The following is a 21486-nucleotide window of genomic DNA, read 5'->3' as shown; positions in this document are numbered from 1 at the left end:
TAAAATTTCCTTTGCCGCTACTTCTGCATTACAATTGAGAATGAACGTTCACACCCAAAAACAACTACCGGCTAAAGGATCGGGGAATGACCACAGCTCTCGACAGCAAGCAGGCCAAGGTGCAGGCGCGGCGCGACCAAATCGTCGCAGCGGCGAAAATTTGCTTTCGCCGGCACGGCTTCCATGCCGCCAGCATGGCGGAAATCGCGCAGGGTTCCCAGCTCAGCGTTGGGCAGATCTACCGCTATTTCGCCAATAAAGACGCGATCATCGAAGAAATCGTCAACCGCATCATCGCGGCCAAGATGCAGCGTCTGGAAGATCTTGGCGATCATATCAACCTGATCGCCGAAACCCTGGCGGCGCGCACTCTGTTCCAACAGCCGGGTGAAAGCGAAACCGATCACCTGCTGATGCTGGAAGTCACCGCCGAGGCTACGCGCAACCCAACGGTGGCGAAAATGCTCAGCGACGCGGAAACGCGGCTGTTTCAGCACGTCTGCCGCAATCTGCAGCGGCTTTATCCTCATTTCAGCGTGGAAGAAATCGCCGCCCGGGTGGAATTTATCGCCGTAATGAGCGAAGGCACCGGCTACCGCATGCTCACGACCCAAAAGGCCGATGTCCCCCTGCTGAGCGGACTCTACCAACAAGCCATCGTCAATCTTTTCAGGAAACCTTAATCACCATGACCAAACATACATCCAGGCAGCGTCTGGTGTACGCGGTGGTGCTCGGCCTGCTGGCCGCGCTCGGCCCGCTGTGCACCGACCTCTACCTGCCCGCCCTGCCCGAAATGGCGGGCGACCTCAATACCTCAACCGCCAGCGCGCAGCTCAGCCTGACCGCCGGTCTGTTGGGCCTGGGCGTCGGCCAGCTGATTTTCGGCCCCTACAGCGACAAGCTGGGCCGCATGCGCCCGCTGCTGCTGTCGCTGGCGCTGCTGCTGATCACCTCTATCTGGTGTGCGCTGGCGCCGACCATCGACCAGTTGCTGATCGCACGCCTGCTGCAGGGGTTGGCCGGTGCCGGCGGTGCGGTGATTTCCCGCGCCATTGCGCGCGATCTCTATGCCGGTCATGAGCTGACTCGCTTTTTCGCCTTGCTGATGCTGGTCAACGGCCTGGCGCCGATCGTCGCGCCGGTGCTGGGCGGCGTGATGCTGCAGTTTATGGATTGGCGGGGCATTTTCGGCGTGCTGGCGGCGGTGGCGGTACTGCTGTTCTCCCTGGCAAGCCTGAAGCTGAAAGAATCGCTGCCGCCGGAGCGCCGCAGCCAGGGCGGCATTCTGGCGATGCTGCTGTCGCTGGGCGGATTGCTGACCCAGCGCCAGTTTATGGGCCTGTGTCTGACCCAGGGCTTCGTGATGGCCGGCATGTTCGCCTACATCGGCGCTTCCCCCTTCGTGCTGCAGCAGATTTACGGCCTCAGCCCGCAGATGTTCAGCCTGTGTTTCGCCATTAACGGCGTCGGGCTGATTATCTCCGCCCAGTTGGCCAGCCGGCTGAGCGCCCGCTGGGGCGAAACGCGGGTGTTGAAAGGCGGGCTGACGCTGGCCGCAGTCGCCTCTTTGCTGTTGCTGCTGGCCGCCGGCCTGCAGGCGCCGCTGGTGCTGGTGCTGCTGCCGCTGTTCTTCTCCGTTGCGGTGATCGGCATCGTCGGCCCTACCGCCTCGTCGTTGGCGATGCAAAGCCAGGGCGATAAAGCGGGCAGCGCTTCGGCGCTTATCGGAGTGTGCATGTTCGCGCTCGGCGCCTGCAGCGTGCCGCTGACCGGGTTGGGCGGCACCTCCAGCGTTTCGATGGCGCTGACCATCGTCGGCTGCTACGCCATCGCCATCCTGCTGTTCAGCCTGCTGGTGCGCAAGCCGCAGGCATAATGAGCAGGCAATAAAAAACCCGCTCAGGGAGCGGGTTTTAAGAATTTCGGCTACTGTAGCTTAGATGGCGATAACGTTAGCAGCAGATGGCCCTTTGGCACCGTTCGTGATTTCAAATTCTACACGCTGGCCTTCAGCAAGAGTTTTGAAACCATTGCTAGCGATGGCAGAGAAGTGAACGAAAACGTCCTTGCTACCATCTTCCGGAGTAATGAAGCCGAAACCTTTGGATTCATTAAACCACTTAACGCTACCTTTAATCTTAGACATCAAACTTACCTTTAACGTGAATGTAAGACACAAGAAGTGTGTCCATTACAGTACAGCAATTAGGCCGGATTTTGTCCACAACCTGGATCACATAAAGCCGATAAAAAGTGAAAAAATCCGTATAGCGCGGTGTAAATTGATTGCACCGGTTGCTAAGCGGTTCCCCGGCAGCCCAATCCACTGCAGGCGCCGGCGAACGGCGGTCGAACGCCTGTTACCCCGCGAAAAAACGGCGTTGACAGCCCGATGCAGACGCAATCGCTATGAAATATAACCAGAAGGTCTTTTTGCTTCCGCGCGCCCTGCACTAGGGTTAGTGAATATTTATCACTGTGAGCCAAGCCTATGACCAGCCAACTGGCCGAGAAGATCGTCGCCTACCGCCGTGAACTGCATCAGAACCCTGAGCTTTCCAACCGCGAATTCGCCACCACGGCGCGCATTACCCGCTGGCTGCAGGAGGCCGGCATCCGCATTTTGCCGCTGGCGCTGAAAACCGGCGTGGTTGCCGAAATCGGCAGCGGCAAAGGCCCAATCATCGCGCTGCGCGGCGATATTGACGCGTTGCCAATCGACGAGATCTCCGGCGTGCCTTTCAGTTCGCAAAACGACGGCGTAATGCATGCCTGCGGGCACGATTTCCACACCTCGGTGATGCTCGGCGCCGCCCTGTTGTTGAAAGGGCGCGAGCCCACCCTGCCCGGCACGGTGCGCATTTTCTTCCAGCCGGCCGAAGAAACCTTCAACGGCGCGCAGCACCTGATCGACGCCGGCGCGCTGGATAACGTGGCGGCGGTGTTCGGCCTGCACAATGCGCCCGAACTGCCCACCGGTACCTTCGCCACCCGCGCCGGGCCGTTTTACGCCAACGTCGACCGCTTCCAGATCCTGATCACCGGCAAAGGCGCGCACGCCGCCAAGCCGGAGCAAGGGGTGGACACCATAGTGACCGCCAGCCAGATCGTCGGCGCGCTGCAAACCCTGCCTAGCCGCAGCTTCAGCTCTCTGGAATCTCTGGTGGTCAGCGTGACGCGCATCGAGGGCGGCAATACCTGGAACGTGCTGCCGCAAACCGTGGAGCTGGAAGGCACGGTGCGCACCCACAGCGATGCGGTGCGGCGGCAGGTGCCGGACAAAATTCGCCAGGTGATCGGCGGCGTCGCCGCTTCGCTGGGCGCTCAGGCCGAGCTGATCTGGCAACCGGGGCCGCCGGCGGTTATCAACGATGCGCGCTGGGCGGCATTCAGCAAGACCGTCGCCGCCGAAGCCGGCTATCGGGTAGAAGAAGCGGAGTTGCAGATGGGCGGGGAAGATTTCGCCCTTTACCTGCATCATGTGCCGGGGGTGTTCGTCAGCATCGGATCCGCCAGCGAATTCGGCCTGCATCACCCGCGCTTCAATCCGGACGAGCAGGCTATTTTCCCGGCTTCGCAATATTTTGAATTGCTGGCCGAGCGCACCCTGCAACAATTAGCCAGCGTACCGGAAAAAGCCACCAGCAACGCCTGAATCCCCGCCATCATTATTTCCCCGGCGCAGTGAAAACTGCGTCGGGATTTATTATTTCCCCCACCCGGATATTTGCCGTTTTCATCATTTGAATATGCTGTTTTGTTGTTTTACATCCCGCCAGCGCTCATCAATAGTGGAGACATCAGACACAGCGCGCCGCAGCGGCGCATTACAGGATGAAGCAATGAGCAACAATGCGAACAACCAAAGGCAATTGCGCCTTGGCGCCATTCTGCATGGCGCATCGGGAAATATGTCTGCCTGGCGACATCCGGACGCCACCGCCGACGCCAGCATTAATCTCGATTTTAATATTGCCTCGGCGAAGAAGGCCGAACAGGGCAAGTTTGATTTCGTATTCGTTGCCGACGGCTTATATATTAACGAAAAATCCATCCCGCATTTTCTTAACCGCTTCGAGCCCCTGACTCTGTTGGCCGCCTTGTCCGCCGCCACCGATAAAATCGGCCTGGTGGGCACCCTTTCCACCTCCTACAGCGATCCTTTTACCGTGGCCCGCCAGTTCGCCAGCCTCGATCATCTGAGCAAGGGGCGCGCCGGCTGGAACGTGGTAACTTCACCGCTGGAGGGGTCCGCCAAGAACTTCTCGCGCGCGGCGCACCCGGAGCACAGCCTGCGCTATCGCATCGCCGGCGAGTTTCTCGAGGTCACCAAAGGGCTGTGGGATTCCTGGGAGCAGGATGCCTTTGTGCGCAATAAAGCCAGCGGCGAATTCTTCAACGCCGGCAAACTGCATACGCTGAATCATCAGGGTGAGTTTTTCACGGTGCAAGGGCCGCTGAACATCGGCCGCACCCCGCAGGGGCGCCCGATCCTGTTTCAGGCCGGCGCTTCCGAGGATGGCAAACAGCTGGCGGCCAAACACGCCGACGCGATCTTCACCCACCATGAAAGCCGGGAGCAAGCGCAAGAATTTTATCAGGACGTGAAGCGCCAGCTGGTGGAACAGGGGCGCGAACCGGACGACCTGCGCATCTTCCAGGGAGTGAGCGTGATCGTCGGCGACGACAATGAAGACGTCGAACGCCAGTATTGGGAAACCGCCCGTTTGGTGAGCATCGAGAACGCTCTCAATTATCTCGGACGCTACTTTGAACATTACGATTTCTCCCGCCACCCGCTGGACGAGCCCTTCCCGGACATCGGCGATCTGGGGCAAAACAGCTTCCGCAGCACCACCGACGCCATCAAACGCAACGCACGCGAGCGCCGCCTGACGCTGCGCGAGGTGGCCCTTGAAGCGGCTTCGCCGCGGCCGGTATTCGGCGGCACGCCGGAAGCGGTGGCGGACGGCCTGCAAAGCTGGTTCGACAATCACGCCGCCGACGGCTTCATCATCAGCGGCGGCACGCCGAATTCGTTCGGCCATTTCGTCGATCGGGTGGTGCCTATCCTGCAGCAACGCGGTCTGTTCCGCAGCGATTATCAGGGCGACACGTTGCGCGAACACCTTGGGCTGAAACAGCCGCTGAACCAATTCACCCAATAATAAGAACATATTCAGGGATATCCGCTATGCAGAGAATCTTTACCGCTACGGTATTGCCGGCTGCGCTGAACGATTAGGGGAACATACCGATGGCAAACGACGTTTTTATCCAGACGCTGCCGGACGATCCGCTGATCGCGCCGGTTATCGAGGGGCTGTTCGGCGAGTACCGCCGGCGCTACGGCGACTATTTCGGTGACCAGGAGCAGGAGCCGCTGGATCTGTACGCACCGCCGCAAGGGGCCTTTATCGTGCTGCTGCGCGGCGGTGCGCCAATCGCCATGGGCGCCTTCAAACGCTACGATCCGCAAACCGCCGAGCTAAAACGCATCTGGACACGCGGCGATCTGCGCCGCCAGGGGCTGGCGCAGCGGGTGCTGCAGCAGTTGGAGACGCTGGCGCTCGAACAGGGTTACCGCCACCTCTACCTGACCACCGGCTTTCGCCAACCCGAGGCGGTGGGCCTCTATTTGAGCAACGGCTATCAGCCGCAGTTCGACCCGAGCATCGACAGCGAGATCTACAGCCGCCCGCCCTACGATGGCCGGCTGCCGTTTCGCAAAAGCCTGATAACAGAGGACGCGCTCTGTTGCGTGTCGGAAAGGAAGATCGCCTAAGGCCCCCGTTATCTGTTTCAGGAGCATTGAGATGTCCAAACAAGAAGTATTGAAAGTCGTTCCCGCACGCTATCCGCTGCGGCTGGTGGGCGCGCTGTTTTCACTGTTTATTCTGGCGGCGATAATACAATCGGTGGCGGCCAATGAACGTTGGGAATGGCCGGTGTTCGCCGAGTGGTTCTTCGCTCCCGCAGTGCTGGCCGGGCTGGGGCAAACCTTGTTGCTGACGCTGCTCGGCACGCTGTTCAGCATCATCTTCGGCACCCTGCTGGCGCTGGCGCGGCTGTCGCGCTCTTACCTGCTGGCCTCGCTGGCCTGGGGTTATATCTGGCTGTTCCGCTCGCTGCCGCTGATCCTGGTGCTGATCATTCTGTACAACTTTTCGTACCTGTACGATTCTATTTCGTTGGGTATCCCCTTTACCTCGTGGGTGTTCGCCAGTTACCCGACCATTGATATTCTCGGCCAGTTTTCCGTCGCGGTGCTGGGCCTGACGCTGGTGCAATCGGCCTACACCGCCGAAATCATCCGCGGCGGCATTCTCGGCGTGGATTACGGCCAGCACGAAGCGGCGGCGGCGCTCGGCCTGCCCGGCTATCGCCGCACCTTCCGCATCATTTTGCCGCAGGCGCTGCGTTCGATCATTCCGACCGGCTTCAACGAAATCATCAGCCTGGCCAAGGGCACCTCGATCGTCTACGTATTGGCGCTGCCGGAACTGTTTTACACCATCCAGGTCATCTACAACCGCACCCAGCAAGTGATACCGCTGCTGATGGTCGCTACCGTCTGGTATCTGTTCATCACCACCGCGCTGTCGGTGATCCAATACTACATCGAACGCTACTTTGCCCGGGGCGCGGTGCGCGAACTGCCTCCAACGCCGTGGCAGCGACTGGCCGGCTGGCTAAAACGTTAGGAGACTCTCTATGTCTGAAGCCATTGATTATTATGCATTACGCGAACAGCCGGTGCGTCACATCCAGCCGGTGCCGGCACGCGGCCTGATTGAAATCAGCAACGTGAGCAAGTATTTCGGCCGCCACAAGGCGCTGGACGACGTCAGCCTGACGCTGCAGCCGGGTACGGTCACGGTGATCCTCGGGCCGTCCGGCTCCGGCAAATCAACCCTGCTGCGGGCGATCAACCACCTGGAGCGCGTTGACGAAGGCTTTATCCGCATCGACGGCGATTACGTCGGCTACCGCCGCAAGGGCGACCGGCTGTATGAGCTGAAGGAGAAGGCCATTCTGCGCCAGCGCATCAACGTCGGCTACGTGTTCCAGAACTTTAACCTGTTCCCCCACCTGACGGTGCTGGAAAACATCATTGAAGCGCCGGTGGTGCATAAAATCCACAGCCGCGAACGGGCGAAAGAGGTGGCCTGCCAATTGCTGGACACCGTCGGGCTGCGCCACAAAGCGGACGCCTACCCGCGCCACTTGTCCGGCGGCCAGCAACAGCGCATCGCCATTGCGCGCGCGCTGGCGCTGAACCCGAAGGTGATCCTGTTCGATGAGCCGACGTCGGCGCTCGATCCCGAGCTGGTCGGCGAAGTGCTGGACGTGATCAAGGGGCTGGCGGATTTGGGCGTCACCCTGGTGGTGGTCACCCACGAGATAGGTTTCGCGCGCGAGGCGGCGGATCGGGTGGTGTTTATGGTCGACGGGCAGATAGTCGAACAGGGCGAGGCGCGGCAGGTGCTGAACCAACCGCAGCACCAGCGCACCATCAACTTTCTCAATAAGGTGTTGTAACCTGCGGGGCGCGGCGGCGCCCCGGCACATCAAACGGCGAAGCGGCGTTTCTCGGCGGCGAAGTCCAGCGGCCGAATGCCCCGCTGATTTTTATCCTGCTCGGTCAACAGCGCCGGGGGGATAAACCAGGCGATCTCAAACAGCAGCCCGTCCGGATCGTGGCCGTAGATGCTCTTGTGCACCCCGTGATCCTCTTCCAGCCCGAGAATGCCCCGCTCAGCCAGCCGATCGCGAATGCGCTCCAGCTCCGCAAGGCTGTCCACCTCCCAGGCCAGGTGGTACAGCCCGGCCGGCGGTTCATGTTCCGCCGGCGGTTCGCCGTTGGCACGGAAGACTCCGGCGCGCTGCTGCCCCAGGTTCTTGCTGAACAGCGCCAGATCGTGGTCGTTATCCGAGTCGGCCGCCTGGGTAAACACCGCGTTGTCCGGGTTGTCGGTCGGTTTCAGCTTAAACCCCAGCGCCTGGTGATAAAACTCTGCGCTGCGCTGCACATCGCTGACGTACAGCACCGCGTGATTAAGGCGTTTGATTCCCATCGATTTTCCCTTTCCGCATTGAATGAAGTCAGGATGAAAAATAGCATGTGGCCGAAAATGCGCTAAATGCCGTTATCGCATTATTAAATGCGGGCGCGCCCAATCTGTTACTGGCGGGTATTCCGCGCTATCATAAGCGCTGTATCAAACGAATTTATGAGAATGACGATGAACGGCAAGATAACGACTTTTTTTGAAGACAAAGGCTTCGGCTTTATTACCGATGAGAACGGGGAAAATCGTTATTTTCACGTGATTAAAGTGCAAAACCCGGAGCTGATTAAGAAAAACGCGGCGGTGACCTTCGAGCCGACCAACAACGCCAAAGGCCCGTCCGCCTTTGCGGTCAAGGTGCTGGCGCCGAGCAAGTACATCATCATCGCCAACGAAAGAATCAAGATTTCCAGCATCAAGTCCTTCAACACCTTCACCAAAGAAGTGCCGGTCAAGGCAGAAGTGGACAAAGAGAATACCGTGCTGTCGGTGGGCCTGCTGATGAACCGCATCCGCCCGCAGTCTGAAGAAGCGCCGCAAACCATGCAGACGCTGCGCATGCTGACCATCACCACCTTCCAGAACGCGACCCATACCTTCTCCGAGCACGAAATCGATATGGACGACACCCTCAAGGCGCTGAAGAGCCTGTAAGCGTTTCGGTATAAAAAACAATCAGGGCTATTTGCTACCGCCTGTGTTAGCGTGGGTTTTCACCTGACACAGGCCGCCGATATGTCCGACACTCCCAGCGTTAATGGCTTTATCAACCGCTCCACCCAAATCGCCTGTCCCAAATGCGCCTACGTTACCCGCCAGAAATGCGCGACGCTACGGCAAAAAGTGATGTTGATCTGCCCCAACTGCGGCGCCGAATTTGAACCCCGGCAGGGCTGAAACGCTAACGGAACATGATGTGCCCGATGCTGTTGCCGCTCACCAGGTTGAACGACTCCACCCGGTTGCGCCCCTGCGTCTTGGCACGGTAAAGCGCGATATCCGCCATATTCATCAGTTGCTCCAGCGACTTCACCTCATTCATCGCCAGGCTGGCGACGCCGACGCTGATGGTTATTTTCAGCGGCACCTTACCGCCTGGATGCATATCGGCCTTCTCCACCAGTTGGCGCAGATGTTCGCCCAGCGCCACGCCCTGCGCCGCCAACGCGCGCGGCAGCATAATGGCGAACTCCTCGCCGCCCAGGCGGCCAAACAGCTGATCGCGCCGCAGTTCACGCCGCAGGGTATGGGCGAACGACGCCAACACCTGATCGCCGACGGCATGGCCATAGGTGTCGTTGACCAGTTTGAAGTGATCGATGTCGATCAGCAGCAGCGACACCGCTTCCCCGGACCTGTGTTTGTGCTCCAACAGTTCACCGGCCTTGCGCGTCAGCGCGCTGCGCGCCAGCACGCCGGTCAGGAAGTCGTGATTGGCACTGTGTTCCAGGCGCCGCATCAGCTTGCGGTTGACGGCGATCGAACTGGAAAGGATCAGGGGCCCCATCACCAGCATGGCGATCCCCAGCCGGGCGGACATCAGGGTATCGAGGAATGCATTGTGGTTATTCGGCGTTTCGTACAGCATCAGATTGGCCGAAATGCTGCTGATCTCGGTCATGCCGGTCAGCAAGGTCAACAGCGTGACGGTAAACAGCTGGTAGCGCACCGCACACCACAGCAGCGCAGGAATAGGGAAAGCGATAGCGCCGGGGCCGCCGATATACACGCTGAAGACCAACGAAACCACCAGCGCCAGCAAGGGGGCACCGGCGCTCAACCGCCAGCGGATCGGCATGCGCAGCAGCTGCTTCAGCCGCGGCGCCGCCAGGATCACCGGCAACAACAACAGGTTGGTGGAGAACTGCTCGCTGAACCACGCCAGCCAGGCGATGATCACCGAGTTGTTATACAGGCTTTCATTGCGCAACACCGACAGCGTCGACGCCACCGCCGCGCCCGCCAGGCTGGCGGTGAACATATAGAGGATCGCCTGGGGCTTGCCCATCCGCCGCTGCGACTGCGGCAGCAGCAGCATCACGCCATAGCCGGTGGCGATAAGCGACATATTGCAGGCGTTCAGCCACATGGCTAAAAACAGCCCCTCGCCGTCGCCGGCGCTGAGATCGGCAACCACCATCCCCAAATAGATAGTCAGCCAGCCAAAAGGAGTGGCGTAAGCCGGTTTACGCAACAGCAAACCAAGTAAAATGGCGTTCACCGGCCAGAACAGCGAAAGCGAACCAATCGGCCTGGAAAGGATGCCCAACAGGGAAAGCAAAAAGGTCAGCATGAAAAGATTGATTAGCTGAACGGTGACCGGTAGACCATGTTTGGCATTTATTCTGGCGTTCATCGCCTCGCCCATCCCTTGATAATAACCAGAATAACAGTATGCATACTCTCTCGCCCGGCGTAATGAGGGATAAACTATTCGGATTTCAACCAAAAAAGCCAGACAAATCAATAATACAACTATGTTAAACTTTATTTAACAGAATATTCCTAGTCCAGCCCCGTCGGCAGATTATGGCGGGCGTGAAAACGGAAAATGAAAATAATGTTCAGCGCACTCTGACAGCATAGCGCAAACCACACAATGCCAGCAGAAAGAGAGAGGCCACGCAAATGGAAAGGTTATCATTCATTAACCCTTCCTGCTCGCCGTTTAATATTATTTTCCTGTAACTGGCCGCGAAGAGCAATTAGAACCCGTGAAATAAGGCCCCATAAAAAAAGCCCGCACAGTGCGGGCTCGCTTGAAGAGCAGCTAATTGACAGTTACGGCGAGCCATTGCATATCTGCGCCGCTGTTCATTGTATAGCTGAAACCTTAAGCGAGCCTTAGCAACAAAAAACCCGGTCTAGGAACCGGGAATATTCGTACGAAATGCAGTGTTAGCCCAAGCAGGCTAATAACATCGGGCAGTTTACGTGGCAATTGTGCAGAAAAAATGAACGGCGGGACGAGCTGAACGGGAAAAGCTCCCCCCACCGCGCTGGTGGAGGGAGGGGGGAATTACGCCAGTTTGGTGGCAAAACCTGCTACGCGCTGGCCATAAAGCTTGGCCGTTTCCAGATCGCCCGACAGCATTTCGTCTACCCCGGCGTCTGCCGGCGTCTGCACCAGCAGGCCAACGGAGCCGCCCAGGTTGTTGACGTCGGTGCGCTGCGCCGCCTTGGTGTTCGCCGGCATCAGGCCCAGGCTGACCCACAGGCCGCCGTGCTGAGATGCCAGCGTCTGCAGCGCGATCAGCGTTACCTGCTTGTCGCCGTTCAGGCTGGCGCTGTTGGTAAAGCCGCCAAACACTTTGTCTTGCCATTTACGGGTAAACCACGCCTTGGAGCTGGCGTCGGCGAATTTCTTGAACTGCCAGGACGGGCCGCCCATATAGGTTGGCGATCCGAAGATGATGGCATTCGCCTCATCCAGTTTCTGCCAGGCTTCATCGCTGATATTACCTTCCTGATCGATGGCGATCAGTTCCGCTTCGGCGCCTTCCGCCACAACTTTCGCCAAACGCTCGGTATGGCCATAGCCGGAATGAAAAATAACTACTGTCTTCGCCATAGGGACTCCCAGGTAGCTGGATTAGAGCGCCGACGGCGCTCACCGATAAACAGCTCCAATCTAACTAACCGCCCCCCGGACGCATACCAAATTTAACTGACAAAGTTATTCAAAAAAACCGCACCTGGGGACGCGCAGATAAAAAAAATCCCGCACAAGGCGGGATAAACTTAACAGGGATGGGGTAATACACTACAGGGAATGGATAACACACAACATCATCGGGTAGAGCTACACTACCAATCCCAATGTATAGAACTGTCATCCCTGAGTAAGTTTGCTCCGGCAGATGTAACGCCAAATGGGAAATATGACATTTTATCGCCGCGCCGCCTGGGCAGAAACGTACAGCCCCACGCGGCATCATCACAAAAATGATTGAAAAATAAACTATTAGCCGCATTGGGTGTTAATCTGGGGTTTCATGCATCTACCCGGTAAAAGATATGTCTATCTTCGATGCCTTCAAGATGTTCAGCGCCTCGGGGGTAAAGGTCACCTGCCCGCAGTGCGCTTATGTCTCGACCCAGAGCCGCAGCAAGGTTCGCCAGAATGTCACCCTGATTTGCCCAAAATGCGGCCATTACTTCCTGCCGAGAGAAAAGTAGCCCCTCGCTTACCGAACGGGCTGGGCCACGAACAGCCGTGTCTCGAACCCGCCGCTCTTGAAAGTGCCGGTATTAACCCACTCCGGCGGCAGCCGGCCGAAGTCCTGATTAAAATCGCCGCCGCTGACCAGCCAGATCCGGCGGTGATTGCCCGCCAGAGCATGCAGGTTGTCGACGTAGGTTTGCGCCGCGCGATCGTGGAAGAAGGTGCCAAAACCGTAGGCGTTGGGTTTGCCGGAAATGCCGTTGGGGTTGGCCGGCGTATACAGCAGGGCGCGATAGCCCTTTTTGTTGTAATAGACATAGCTCAGGTAATTGAACATATTGCTGACCACCACGGCGTCGTTGGCCTGATAGTTGCCGTTGATATAATGCACCATCGCCTTGAACTCGTCTTTCTCCGGCGGATAATCATTACGCAGCCCGCTGCCAAACAGCAGCCCCACCAGCAACAGCAATGAAATCTTGCGCGATCTGCTTTCGCTTTCCGTAATGATCATCGCAAGGATCACCGGAATACCTAATGCGGCGAAAAACAAATAGCGATCGACGAACAGCGGCGTCCGCAGTGAAACAATAAACAGCAGCGTCACAGGCACAAATACGCTGCAAAACAACAGCAGCGGATATTTCCTGTCCCCCCCTCGCCTCCGCAGCCACAGGCATGACAGCCCGAAGAAACACGGCGGCAACAGCCAAAAAATTATCCCAGGGTAGCCTCTGCCGTCGTTTCCGCTGAATAAACGCCAATACATGGCGGGCAGATCGCTCCAAGTCACCTGCGGGATCCACCCCACATCCCCACCGGCTTTCAGCTCCGTAATATGCGCCAGCAGATCCAGCAGCACCAGAAGCCAGGGAATATAAGCCCCCCCTATAGCCAGGTTGGCCAGCCACCACGCAGGTTGTTTCAGATAGCGACATGGCTCGTCACGTCGGCAGGCAAGCGCCAGCAGCACGCCCCAATGGGTGATTGAGGCAAAGATGGTGAAGTAATGGGTATAAAAACTCAGCGCCATCAGCAATGCATATATTGCCAGATAGCGCCGATTGGCCGGCGTTTTCAACCACAGCACCAGCGCCATGGTGGCGGCGAGCGTCAACATGCCCATCAGCGCATACATGCGCGCTTCCTGGCTGTAACGCACCGCCATCGGCATTATCGCCATCAGGGCGCCAGCCAGCAGCGCCGCCCGCTCGTTGGCCAGCCAGCGCGTCAGCCTGATGGCCAGCGCCACCGTCGCCACGCCAAATACCAGGCTGAGGCTGCGCACCGCCAGGATGCTGTCGCCGAACAGCACCATCCAGCCATGCAACAGCAAATAATAAAGCGGAGGATGAACGTCGAAAGACGCATGGTACAACAACGCCGCCACGTCATAGCGGCTGGTCAGCACGCTGGAGGCTTCGTCACACCACAAGTATCTGTCGGTCAGGGAAGTAAAGCGGATCGCGGCCGATAACAGCAGGATCAGCAATACGTAATGTTTATAGCCGATACCTTTCAACCGGTTGCCCGCAAGAGGCGCATTTGATATCTGTTGCAGAGACATAGCCGCATTCCGCCCGAAGGATCCACACAATGTGGAGATGCGAGGCCATCATTGCCGAGGCCGGGTAAATAGCAGCTAAATCATCGTGAAAAAGTCGCAACGGCCGCCGTCTGCATTACCGCATTGTAATGCCGATGCTCGAGTAGGCCTTTTCACAACCGCTGAGGTAATGCCCCAAAGCGCGGTAGGCCAACACATAGAGCACAGTAGCGGCGCACAGGCAGACAAAGGAAACCAGCAAGAATTTAGCGTTGCGCATGAGAAGCTCCCCAATGGATAGTTGGCTACATATTAACCCGCCGGGATAAACCAAAGCTCAACTGCCCCCCGGTAACCCAACATATACAAAATGATTTTTTCAGAACCCCTGCCACTATCTATTTACCTCAGTAAAAACTCACCCGGAGCATGAGCGAGATACTTTCTTATTTATCGTTTTACCCTCAGGGGCATAACTCAGAAAAACAAAAAATAGAAAATTAAAATAAAAAACCATGATGAACAAGTCTGTGGCTATCAAACGCGTCAAAAGATTTCCGGCAGCGATTACTTCACCACCGCCTTTCTTCGCCGCTGCATTAAATGCCGATTGAAAAGCGACCGTATTATCAAACGAATAGTCATCAGGGAACGCGCCGAAGTTCTCCATTTTTAGCTCTTGTTCAACACGTGCCTAATAAAACCCATCACCTGCGGCGATAAAACCTTTATCGTCAACCCCTGCTGCGATAGTGCCAACAAACTCACCGTCACCTAAATTTTTATCTTTTAGGTAGGATCTCAATAAGATACGCTGGCCTGAACGATCCGGCCTGATACTTCTCAATCGATCGAAAGTTTCTACCTGCCCTACTTGGTCAAAACCTGTTTCATCGTTTAAGGCCATATCTCCATTGTGACATTGGGGTACGAAAGATTAGGTGAGCCAAGTTTAGCCTCACCCTGTTGCGGTCAGGCCTGTCATTATCTTGAATTTGAAATTCCCCTTGAGTAAAAGCCAAGAGAAGATATTTATCAAAATATTATTTCAAAAGAAATCTATAGACATCTGCAAAGATGCAGCAAACGAAATTGCACGCCCTCTAGAAGCAATGCCTTTCCTTCCCCTGGGAATAGAATATTTACTATCGCCACTCACGCAGCTAGAAAATGTTGCCCTGTCATACTCCAGACACCGGCCTGCACGCTATCGAACGAAATGATACCCACCGCTCTCGCACTCACCAGAGGGCAGAGGGCACTTGCCGCATGCAGCCTATCACCGAGGTGCGTAGCAGTGCTGTCGCTCGACCTTACCCGCAACTATAAGATAAGTAGTCTAGTGATAGACTCTCTATCTAAATAAATTCTTAATTTTTACAAAATGAGGAAGAGATTGATTGTAAAGCTAGAAATTTCGCACTTCCGCATGTATATTGACATCATGCGAAAAGTACCAATGGAATCATCATGTCAAACGAAGAAAATAAACATATTTTTCATCTATTAAGGTTAGCTTTTGCTTCCTTAACAACATGGCCATTGGTTGCACTCACATCAATTTTTAACACCCCTCGCCATGGAGCATTAACATACTTATCACCAATATTTTTTTGGGGTCATACCGGTCAAATTTCTGCAGCGTTAAAGCTGCTAAATATAAAACCATCGACTAAACCATCGAGAAATAAGAACAATCTTATTCTTATTTGGGAGTATCAATGAAAGCAGTGGAACCACCAGTCAAAAAAAATAGCTTAATGTCTATTACATACATGAGATGCTTAGCATGTCTACTTGTTGTTGTATGTCACTCACAGTCATTCTCCCAAAAACTATCAGTTGACGGTTTTGATATACTTTTTGGATATGGTGGCAGGATTGGAGAGCTGGGTGTAATTATATTCTTCATGATTAGTGGTTATTTAATGACCTATGTTCATTGGGGGGACTTCAAAAATAATAAATCGCTGAACTTTATGAAGAAGCGTTTTTTCAGGGTTGCCCCAATGTATTACTTGTTCACAATAATAACCATTTTGGCCTTCATAATAAATAGAAACTGGTTTCCTTCCACTGAAATAAACGCTAAAAGTTCTATATTATCTGCATTTTTCATTCCTGATATTTTTGAGAAAAACTCAAATAGGCTTGTAACTCCACTGTCTGTGGGGTGGACTCTTTGCTATGAAATGTTCTTTTATCTGCTGTTTTCCATTTCATTATTGATGAGAAGGCTGACAGGGCTCTTATTTGTCATTGCAGTCATCTCGGCCATTTGTCTATACGGCGCCATTGTTCCACACTCCGAAAAAACGCTAATTGGTTTTTATACGTCTCCTATTATGTTGTATTTCGTTTCCGGGATAGTGATATGCGCTCTGCAGTTCAAGATAAAAGCCAAGACGGACCACGGGATTCTCGTTGCCCTTGTGTTCATCATTGGTATTCTTGCCTGCGTAATTTCAAACTTGAATGAAGTAGTTCTTTTCATCTCCCTGTCTTTACTTTTTGCGTTAGCGACATTTGTAAACACTACGGGACAAGGCCTGACGATGTCCTTTGTGTCTTATTTAGGGTTGGCATCCTATTCAATCTACTTATGCCACAGGCTTGTTATGGGCGCAGTAAACGCAGTGGCCAGCAAGACTTCATTTGTTGATTTATCGCACTCTGGCCAGTACTTATATTCAGCAGTAATGGTTTTAATATCGTTAATTGCCGGATGTATTTGTTACTCCCTTATTGAGTCGAAAATTAACGCATACAGCAAGCGTGAAATGAAACTTGCAACTAAGTGACCTTGTTATTATGCGGTGAATGTATAATTCACCGCATAATAAACCTCAGGCTTACAGCAATGAGCCAACCTCATTCTGGCGTTTACTTTTATTATTCCTTCATCGTTAGATTCGACTTTCGTAGCTATCTTGACGTCTTTCATTGATTACTCCCCGCTCATGACTGATATCACCGAGAAGAACTACAGCCGCCACGATGATGGCGACGGGAAATAAAAATCCAATTTTCATCTTGTTCTCGTTATTGTCTTTACATACTCCTTAATGCAAAAAAAATGCCCCACCGCTGATAGGTTGAGACAACATGGAATTAGACATGAACAGATCAGATTTTAGGGGACACCGATGAAAAATAAAAAAGCACGGCAAATTTGAAAAATGAAAACATCGACATCTAACTAACTGGTCGAAATATTAAAATGTGAGTTTTCTTCAGCCTAACGTACCTGCCCCGGCCCATTGCGAAGTTTAACGCCGGCAATAAAAAAGGCGGGGTAAACCCCGCCTGAAAATACGACAACAAGATTAATTATGCGAAAGCCAGCTCGCCGCTTTGCTGCTGAACGCCATTGGTCGTCACGCTGGACGCATAATACATCTGCGCCGCGTCATTATGGCTGACCCCCTGCAGGAACGAGATGGTGTCATGGTTATCGAATGAGCCGTTGCCATTCTGATCGACAATCACATAGCTGCCTGCGCTGGTGCCGACGACGCCGACATGCGACAGAGATTCTTTCTGAATCCCCAGAACCATTTTAAAGAAGTCCACTTTTGCCGAAACGACGCAGGTCAGCGCGCTCCCCAAAATGCCTTTGATAACGTCGTTGGAGCTGTAACCGTAGTCAGCCACTCGGGTGCCGCTATCGCTGTCTGACAACGCCAGGCCAGACTTCACGTCCACCAGGGTATCTTCATGAGTATTGAAGTCCTTGATGGTGACGGCCGCATTGGCGGTGCTGCTGACCAACTTGAAGGTATCTGCGCCCGCGCCGCCGGTAACGCTTGTGTTGCCCACCACGCTGAAGGTATCGGCCTGATTGGTGCCGATAATTTTCAATTCGTCGTTTTTAAAACCGAACAGGCCCGCCAACGGTTTGGTAATGCTGTTGAATGGCAGCAGATCCAGCAGGTTGAGCACGCAACCTTCACCGGTGCCGCCAACGCTGGAGGTGATGTCGACGCCATGCGTGTTGGCGGAAGCATCGATCGTTCTCACGTTGGAATAACCGGCACCCAATTGCAATTCAAGCTGATGGTCGCCGGCAATGTTTACCTTGGTGACCTGGCTATTGCTGCCCGCCAGCTTCAGGATGTTGCTGAAGTCGCCGACGCCGCCGGAATTGACGTTCACCGTGGACAATGCTGTACCCGGCGTCCAACAGCCATTGCTGCTGCTGCTGGCCAACTTAATGGTGCCGGCATTGACGTCGGCATCGCTGACGGCAGTGAAGTTGATGTCGAACTTGTTGGTAGCGTCTTGCAAGAAAGTGAAATCAACGCTGCTGTTGGCGGTGGCATCGCCGGTCACTTCCAGCTGTGCCACGCTGCCGCCGGAGACGTTGATCACGTGTACGTTGTCGGCGAAGCCGGACAGCACAAAGCCCTGTTTGCCCAAGGTGGAGGACGGGCTGACGTTGTATAGGCAGTCAACATTGCCGATCTCGTTGGCGGTGGCTTTGCCGTTGATCACGCCGTAGTCGAACTGGTGGCCGCTGTTCACGCTGACCGCTTTACCGTTCAGAGTCGCGCTGGTGCCGCCGATATAACCGCCCAGATCGATCTTCTCAAAGCTGGTGAACTGACCGGCGTTGGTGCTGATAGTGCTTTTGGTGGTCGTCCAGCACAGGAAACTGCTGGAGGTCGTCGTCAGTTGCTTGGTGATGAAGTTGGCGGAAATGGTGTCCACCCCTTCTCCGCCGTTAGCGCGCACGTTGCTGCTCACCACGTTGTAGCCATTGGTGGCGTTGCCGCCCCACTTCAGGCTGTCGTTGCCGGCGCCAAGGTTGAACTTTGCAATGCCCGCGGCGATGTTGGCGGCGGAGGTCACCTGCACGTCATCGTTGCCGGAGCTGGCGTTCAGGGTAACGTTGCCGTTGTTGACGGTAATGTCCACGCCCGGATTCACGCCGTTGTCCGACAGGTTGACCGTCGCGGCCTTGTTGCCGTTAATGGTCAGGTTGGCCAGGTGATCGGCGAACTTCAGGTTTACCGTGGTAGCCGCATCCGCATTCAGCACCGCGTTGACCAGCACCGCAGTTTCCGCGTTGGTCAGCACGTGGCTCGCGCCGGTGTTTACCGTACCGGTGGCGTTGCCGCCCGCCGCCGACGCCGACAGCGTAGCGGCGGTTTTATAAGTCAGACTGGTGCCGATATCGTATTCGAACGCATGCTGCTGGGTCACGGTCACGGCATCCGTCGCGGTGGAGCTGCGCAGATCGTTGATGATCGCGGTGGTGATCAGCGCTTTGTCGGCACCCAGTTTCGCGTATTGCGCCAACTGCGTCGCCGTCGCCGGCACGCCGTGCACGGCGGTGTACACATGCTGGATATAGTCGTTGCCGCTCAGCTGCGCGCCTTTTTGCTGGAATTCAGCGGAAGTGATGAGCTTTGCCGTCAATGACAGTTGCGTGTTGCCGTTTTTCCCCAGATAGCTGCTCCAGTCGTCCAGGCCCTGAGCGTCCACGTTGCGTTCAGGGATAGACAGGAAGATGGAAGCAACCTGCTCTTGCGCGGCCAGATCGGCAATCACGCCAGGCGCATGCGGAGTGGTGTCATGCAGGAACTGCTGCTGCGCGTTCTTGTCGCCCGCGCCTACGGTGCCGCGCAATTCATTGATAATATTTACCATGAGCTGGCCACGGTCGCCGCCGTTAGCCAGGAAAGACGTGTAGCTGTTCAGTTCGGCGCTGGTTGCCGCGCGGCCATAGCCTTCGCTGAATACCAGTTTGACGAATGCGTCGTTCGTCAGTGATTTCAGTTCAGGACGGCCATTGACGAACTGGCTTGCCGCCTGCGCAAAACTGGTGGTGCCTGCATTGATTTGCGCCCCCACGCTGTAGACGGTTCCCATCACCGGATCGACGCCCGCCAGATAATACAGCGCCATAACGTCTGAAGTGCCGGCGGCGCCGTTGGCAAGTTCATAGGACGGGTACAAAACAAGGTTCAGCTGCTCATCGTAGCTGGCCTGTGACGCCAGCATGTCGGCGTCAAAACCGCTGTAGTTCAGCAGCGTATTGACCAGGGTGGCCACGGACGTTTCCAAATTGGCATTCGCCAGTAAACCGGACAGATAGCCTTCCGGCGCAGCTTTGCCGTAGGTCGCGCTGTAAATACTGCTGAGGATATCTAAATCGCTTTTACCAGCGTAAAGCTGCACGCCGGCGGCGCTGTTCAGCAGTGAACCGACGTAGTCTTCCGCAGAAAGCTGGCCAGTTTCAATGCTATGGCCAATCGCGTCAAAGGTGCTCGGGGAAGCGTTCTCGCCAAGGACGGAATATAACAACGCTGCCGCTTCTTTTTGGAAATTTAAAGATGCCATAGATTATCTATCCTTTTAAATGGATGGCAAAACATCGATCACCTCATTTTTATGGGGTGATTTTGCATATATGTTTTTACCTTGCGCGCTCAGACTGCGTCACAAGTGGGATGGAAATAGGAATATTACTGAGATAAGTGTTTTATTAGGATGAGTGCCAACTCTCCCCGGTGCTTTAATTAATAAAGTCGCTAAAAAACCAAGCGTGCATTTTGAAGAACTTCAAGCTCAGACCCTGTTAACGGCCCGAACACGGCGCACTATATATAGAAACAGCATCATTTATCAAACCGACCCAAAAAACAGCACCAGAGGCTTTCCAATTAACAAAAAACAGACAAAAACAACAAAAAATAGATATAAAAAAGATTAAAAAACCACAAAAACAAATAAAATATTTATTTTACTCCAAAACAAAGCGAATAAGAAAACATCATAAGAATAAGCCAAGAATTGCATGATTTTTATAATTCCTATTGGGTGCGCTCTTTTTCTTAAACTCCGTACGTCACGTATAAAACATCAATATTATCGATTTTAATTGGCAATGTTCTTACTGATGGGTTTTATTATTCTTATTAAGCATGAGAGGGTGGTTATGAAGTGAAATAGCGGAGTGAACGTTCTAATTTAAGATTAATCTCAAGCCAATGTTCGCTCTATCGAATATTGGGAACAGTTTTTTTAAACCCGGCATCTCAATAGACCCACATTCTCTTTCGAGAGCATAGAAATGGCATAGAGATATGCGCCGCCCGGCACCGAACCGCGTCATGGCGCATGCAGGGCAGATAGCAGCGATTGTTGAGGGTTTGCTCCCAATTCTGCCCATATGGACGTTGAGCAGCCAGGGGTGTTGAGGGGGGATTTGTTGAAACTTAATGGTACGCCCTACAGGGCTCGAACCTGTGACCTACGGCTTAGAAGTTCCTAGAACCACCTTTTAATACAGTCAGATACCGCATCAGGCCGCGCTCACACGTCCCAAGATGCAAAAAGTTAGAAAACCATATCAACAGATGTGAAAACATCCCTGTCCCAGGTTTGTCCCACCTCTGCTACCATTACTCCATGACCATCCCCGGAGCACAAAAATGGGCAGCATCACCCTAGCCGGGCGGCAGATCTTCATTCTGAATGAAAACGACAGATACCCAGAGCCAACGATCAACAGCCCGCCGATGTTCGCGATCCGCGAAGACGAGGAGCACCAGCACTGGCTGTATGTCTGGCATAAAGGGCGCTGGCCACTCGTATCAGAAACGCCGTTTGAAACCCAGGGCAGAGCCGTTGATGCAGTGATGTCTTTCGATTTCGACGTACTCTACAAATAGCCGGGGTCCGTCCCGGCGTGT

23 protein-coding genes are annotated in these 21486 nt (G+C 54.7%); 13 read left to right on the top strand and 10 right to left on the bottom strand.

Features of this window, described 5'->3' with window-relative positions; translation table 11 throughout:
* Positions 1–86 precede the first annotated feature (86 nt).
* Positions 87–683 (top strand): TetR/AcrR family transcriptional regulator, encoded by a 597-nt coding sequence (locus tag KHA73_RS06125; protein WP_234589731.1) that lies wholly within the window; start codon positions 87–89, stop codon positions 681–683.
* A gap of 5 nt (positions 684–688) precedes the next feature.
* On the top strand, positions 689–1879 hold the full coding sequence (locus KHA73_RS06120) for a multidrug effflux MFS transporter (RefSeq protein ID WP_234589730.1): 1191 nt from the start codon (positions 689–691) through the stop codon (positions 1877–1879).
* A 60-nt stretch (positions 1880–1939) separates the two neighbouring features.
* Here KHA73_RS06120 and cspE read toward each other — a convergent pair whose 3' ends face one another.
* Positions 1940–2149 carry a transcription antiterminator/RNA stability regulator CspE gene (gene cspE / locus KHA73_RS06115; RefSeq protein WP_002210315.1) on the bottom strand — a complete coding sequence of 70 codons (210 nt, stop codon included), beginning with the start codon at positions 2147–2149 and terminating at the stop codon, positions 1940–1942.
* A gap of 345 nt (positions 2150–2494) precedes the next feature.
* Between cspE and KHA73_RS06110 the strand changes: the two genes are divergently transcribed.
* The 5 genes from KHA73_RS06110 (at position 2495) to KHA73_RS06090 (ending at position 7545) form a co-directional block, all read left to right on the top strand.
* Positions 2495–3658, top strand: a complete 1164-nt coding sequence (locus KHA73_RS06110) for a M20 peptidase aminoacylase family protein (RefSeq protein WP_234589729.1) — start codon at positions 2495–2497, stop codon at positions 3656–3658.
* A gap of 187 nt (positions 3659–3845) precedes the next feature.
* Positions 3846–5171: an LLM class flavin-dependent oxidoreductase gene (locus KHA73_RS06105; RefSeq protein WP_234589728.1), complete on the top strand. Its 1326-nt coding sequence runs from the start codon at positions 3846–3848 to the stop codon at positions 5169–5171.
* Between the two features lie 89 nt (positions 5172–5260).
* Positions 5261–5788, top strand: a complete 528-nt coding sequence (locus tag KHA73_RS06100) for a GNAT family N-acetyltransferase (protein ID WP_234589727.1) — start codon at positions 5261–5263, stop codon at positions 5786–5788.
* Positions 5789–5819: 31 nt separating this feature from the next.
* Positions 5820–6707 (top strand): amino acid ABC transporter permease, encoded by an 888-nt coding sequence (locus KHA73_RS06095; RefSeq protein WP_234589726.1) that lies wholly within the window; start codon positions 5820–5822, stop codon positions 6705–6707.
* A 10-nt stretch (positions 6708–6717) separates the two neighbouring features.
* A complete protein-coding gene (locus tag KHA73_RS06090; RefSeq protein ID WP_234589725.1) occupies positions 6718–7545 on the top strand; it encodes an amino acid ABC transporter ATP-binding protein in 828 nt (275 codons plus the stop codon).
* A gap of 29 nt (positions 7546–7574) precedes the next feature.
* On the opposite strand, the gene KHA73_RS06085 is transcribed toward KHA73_RS06090, so the two are convergent.
* Complete coding sequence (locus KHA73_RS06085) at positions 7575–8081, bottom strand: VOC family protein (RefSeq protein ID WP_234589724.1); 507 nt, start codon at positions 8079–8081, stop codon at positions 7575–7577.
* A gap of 168 nt (positions 8082–8249) precedes the next feature.
* Here KHA73_RS06085 and KHA73_RS06080 point away from each other — a divergent pair, with 168 nt between their 5' ends.
* Positions 8250–8729: a cold-shock protein gene (locus KHA73_RS06080; protein WP_234591195.1), complete on the top strand. Its 480-nt coding sequence runs from the start codon at positions 8250–8252 to the stop codon at positions 8727–8729.
* 81 nt (positions 8730–8810) lie between these two features.
* Positions 8811–8972: a YnfU family zinc-binding protein gene (locus KHA73_RS06075; RefSeq protein WP_234589723.1), complete on the top strand. Its 162-nt coding sequence runs from the start codon at positions 8811–8813 to the stop codon at positions 8970–8972.
* Positions 8973–8976: 4 nt separating this feature from the next.
* Here the strand turns inward: KHA73_RS06075 and KHA73_RS06070 are convergent, their stop codons facing one another.
* Both KHA73_RS06070 and KHA73_RS06065 read right to left on the bottom strand, forming a co-directional pair.
* Positions 8977–10443, bottom strand: coding sequence for a GGDEF domain-containing protein (locus KHA73_RS06070; protein WP_234589722.1), 1467 nt, complete (start codon positions 10441–10443; stop codon positions 8977–8979).
* A 651-nt stretch (positions 10444–11094) separates the two neighbouring features.
* Positions 11095–11646 (bottom strand): flavodoxin family protein, encoded by a 552-nt coding sequence (locus KHA73_RS06065; RefSeq protein ID WP_234589720.1) that lies wholly within the window; start codon positions 11644–11646, stop codon positions 11095–11097.
* 446 nt (positions 11647–12092) lie between these two features.
* Between KHA73_RS06065 and KHA73_RS06060 the strand changes: the two genes are divergently transcribed.
* Positions 12093–12254 (top strand): YnfU family zinc-binding protein, encoded by a 162-nt coding sequence (locus tag KHA73_RS06060; RefSeq protein WP_234589719.1) that lies wholly within the window; start codon positions 12093–12095, stop codon positions 12252–12254.
* Positions 12255–12262: 8 nt separating this feature from the next.
* On the opposite strand, the gene KHA73_RS06055 is transcribed toward KHA73_RS06060, so the two are convergent.
* The 4 genes from KHA73_RS06055 to KHA73_RS06040 all read right to left on the bottom strand — a co-directional run bounded on the left by KHA73_RS06055 (position 12263) and on the right by KHA73_RS06040 (position 14693).
* Positions 12263–13807 carry a glycosyltransferase family 39 protein gene (locus tag KHA73_RS06055; protein ID WP_234589717.1) on the bottom strand — a complete coding sequence of 515 codons (1545 nt, stop codon included), beginning with the start codon at positions 13805–13807 and terminating at the stop codon, positions 12263–12265.
* 115 nt (positions 13808–13922) lie between these two features.
* On the bottom strand, positions 13923–14066 hold the full coding sequence (locus tag KHA73_RS06050) for a hypothetical protein (RefSeq protein WP_234589716.1): 144 nt from the start codon (positions 14064–14066) through the stop codon (positions 13923–13925).
* 138 nt (positions 14067–14204) lie between these two features.
* Positions 14205–14456 carry a hypothetical protein gene (locus KHA73_RS06045; protein ID WP_234589714.1) on the bottom strand — a complete coding sequence of 84 codons (252 nt, stop codon included), beginning with the start codon at positions 14454–14456 and terminating at the stop codon, positions 14205–14207.
* Positions 14457–14480: 24 nt separating this feature from the next.
* On the bottom strand, positions 14481–14693 hold the full coding sequence (locus tag KHA73_RS06040; protein WP_234589712.1) for a hypothetical protein: 213 nt from the start codon (positions 14691–14693) through the stop codon (positions 14481–14483).
* Between the two features lie 563 nt (positions 14694–15256).
* Here KHA73_RS06040 and KHA73_RS06035 point away from each other — a divergent pair.
* Together KHA73_RS06035 and KHA73_RS06030 are read left to right on the top strand one after the other, a co-directional pair.
* Positions 15257–15511 carry a hypothetical protein gene (locus KHA73_RS06035; protein WP_234589711.1) on the top strand — a complete coding sequence of 85 codons (255 nt, stop codon included), beginning with the start codon at positions 15257–15259 and terminating at the stop codon, positions 15509–15511.
* Positions 15508–16587, top strand: a complete 1080-nt coding sequence (locus KHA73_RS06030; protein WP_234589710.1) for an acyltransferase family protein — start codon at positions 15508–15510, stop codon at positions 16585–16587. Before KHA73_RS06035 ends, KHA73_RS06030 begins: the two co-directional genes overlap by 4 nt.
* A 105-nt stretch (positions 16588–16692) precedes the next feature.
* On the opposite strand, the gene KHA73_RS06025 is transcribed toward KHA73_RS06030, so the two are convergent.
* Positions 16693–16818 (bottom strand): YoaK family small membrane protein, encoded by a 126-nt coding sequence (locus tag KHA73_RS06025; protein ID WP_234589709.1) that lies wholly within the window; start codon positions 16816–16818, stop codon positions 16693–16695.
* Positions 16819–17116: 298 nt separating this feature from the next.
* Entirely contained in the window at positions 17117–20131 is a 3015-nt protein-coding gene (locus KHA73_RS06020) for a DUF4214 domain-containing protein (RefSeq protein WP_234589708.1), read from the bottom strand.
* Between the two features lie 1094 nt (positions 20132–21225).
* Between KHA73_RS06020 and KHA73_RS06015 the strand changes: the two genes are divergently transcribed.
* Positions 21226–21465 (top strand): hypothetical protein, encoded by a 240-nt coding sequence (locus KHA73_RS06015; protein WP_234589707.1) that lies wholly within the window; start codon positions 21226–21228, stop codon positions 21463–21465.
* Positions 21466–21486: the final 21 nt, after the last annotated feature.

Source organism: Serratia entomophila, assembly GCF_021462285.1.
GTDB lineage: Bacteria > Pseudomonadota > Gammaproteobacteria > Enterobacterales > Enterobacteriaceae > Serratia > Serratia entomophila.
The sequence above is the reverse complement of the archived record's forward strand: the minus strand, read 5'-3'. Positions and strand labels throughout refer to the sequence as shown.